The 610-nt window shown below is 64.1% G+C and carries 1 protein-coding gene; it reads right to left on the bottom strand.

Translation table 11 applies throughout. The features are described from left to right. Nucleotide 1: 1 nt before the first annotated feature. A partial coding sequence (locus tag INT51_RS21960; RefSeq protein WP_193107511.1) for an integrase core domain-containing protein occupies nucleotides 2-610 on the bottom strand: 609 nt, incomplete at its 5' end.

Genomic DNA, 610 nt, shown 5'->3' with positions numbered 1-610 from the left:
CCTAGCTGTATGAGGTCATGACGTTGTCGACACGTTCGTGGACTCGGGTGGCCGGGGGCTGATCAGCGCAGGCGGTGTGTGGCCGATGGTAGTTGTAATGGTGGACCCAGATGTTGATCGCTTCGCGCCGTTCGTCTTCGGAGTAGAAGGCGTGGGCGTAGAGGCATTCCTCGGCAAGGATCCGCTGGTAGCGCTCGACTTTCCCGTTGTGCCGCGGGGTGTAAGGGCGGGTCCGCTGATGCCGTGAAGCATGCGCGTTCACGGTGCGAACGAAGGTCTTCGCGCGGTAGTTGGAGCCGTTGTCGGTGACCACCCGGACCAGGTGATTGATCCCGTGAGCGGCGAAGAATGCCCTGGCCCGGGCGAAGAAGGCGATGGTGGTTGCTGCGGTCTCGTTCTCGAGGGCTTCGGTGTAGGCGAGGCGTGAGTAGCCGTCGATCGCGGAGTGCAGGTAGGTATAGCCCACGCGCTGATGGCGTGCTCGGGTGCTGCCTCGGCCGTGGAGTCGCCAGCCGCCGCCGTCGGGGATCTGGCCGACCTTCTTCACGTCCAGGTGGAGCATGTGCCCCGGGAAACGGGCGATGATCTTCCCGGTCTCGCGGTTGTTCTC

Origin of the sequence: Brachybacterium sp. FME24, assembly GCF_014897705.1 — a bacterium.
GTDB lineage: Bacteria > Actinomycetota > Actinomycetes > Actinomycetales > Dermabacteraceae > Brachybacterium.
The sequence above is the reverse complement of the archived record's forward strand: the minus strand, read 5'-3'. Positions and strand labels throughout refer to the sequence as shown.